This window comes from Campylobacter troglodytis (genome assembly GCF_006864425.1).
In the GTDB taxonomy this organism is placed as follows: domain Bacteria; phylum Campylobacterota; class Campylobacteria; order Campylobacterales; family Campylobacteraceae; genus Campylobacter_D; species Campylobacter_D troglodytis.
The window spans coordinates 1-999 of sequence record NZ_QHLI01000171.1; the positions used below are offsets into that span (position 1 = coordinate 1).

Genomic DNA, 999 nt, shown 5'->3' on the forward strand with positions numbered 1-999 from the left:
ATAGAGCAAAATTCAAGGCTTTTTGTAGAAAACAAGCCCAAAGCCTTACAAGAATTTTACGCTTTGAAAAATGCGAATTTTACCCTAGATTTTAAAGACGAGGAAAAAGAGGCGAGTAATGATTTTATAAGGATTTTAAAGGCACTTGCCAAAGAAAAGCAAACTTTAAAATTCAAAACAAAATGCAATTTTAAAAGCATTTGCAAGGAAATTTTAGACTTTGTGAATTACAAAAAGCTAGATAAAATCAAGGACTTTACAAGGCAAGACAGCGTTGAATTCATAGGCTTTTTACAGGCTAAAAACAACTGCACTAACACGATTAAAAAGAAAATTAGGGCATTTGAAAGCGTGTTTAAATATGCCGTGCAATGTGATTTAATCGCTAAAAATCCTTTCTTTGTCCCCAAATTCACGCAAAGCGAGCAAGAGCTTGAAAACAGCGAACAAAAACCCTTTGATTTAGCACAAATTCAAAGTTTGATTAAGCAAAGCAAGGGCGAGTTAAAAAGCTATTTAATCATAGCCTTTTTTACAGGACTGCGAACAGGCGAACTTTTAGGGCTTGGACGATTTGAATTTGCTTGAAAGCAAGGCTCACATTAAACGCACCTTACTAAATGACGGCAAAACGACAAATGTCCCAAAGACAAGAAGCTCATACAGGACTATCGATTTACTACCCCTTGTGGTAAAAGAGCTTGAAAACAAGGCGAAAAGCACTGATAGTGGCTTTTTGTTTAAAAGTCCTGTGAAAAAACTGCGTGCTGAATTCTATGCCTTAAAAGAAGAGCTAAATATCACGCCCAAACGCAGACTTTATGATACAAGGCATAGCTTTGCTAGTGTAATGCTCTCAAAAGGCGAAGAGCCTATGTGGATAAGTAGGGTTATGCTAGGACATTCTAGCCTTACTGAAACATTTAAGGTTTATGCGAAATACTTGCCAAAGAATGTCAATGAAAGGGCGAGTTTTTTGAAAGATATGGAGTTTTAACT

2 protein-coding genes are annotated in these 999 nt (G+C 36.2%); both read left to right on the plus strand.

Features of this window, described 5'->3' with window-relative positions; all coding sequences use genetic code 11:
- On the plus strand, nt 1–588 hold a 588-nt coding region (locus DMC01_RS14130), incomplete at its 5' end, for a phage integrase SAM-like domain-containing protein (RefSeq protein WP_185908965.1).
- A complete protein-coding gene (locus DMC01_RS12575; protein WP_185908966.1) occupies nt 575–997 on the plus strand; it encodes a site-specific integrase in 423 nt (140 codons plus the stop codon). The genes DMC01_RS14130 and DMC01_RS12575, both read left to right, overlap by 14 nt.
- Nucleotides 998–999 lie beyond the last annotated feature (2 nt).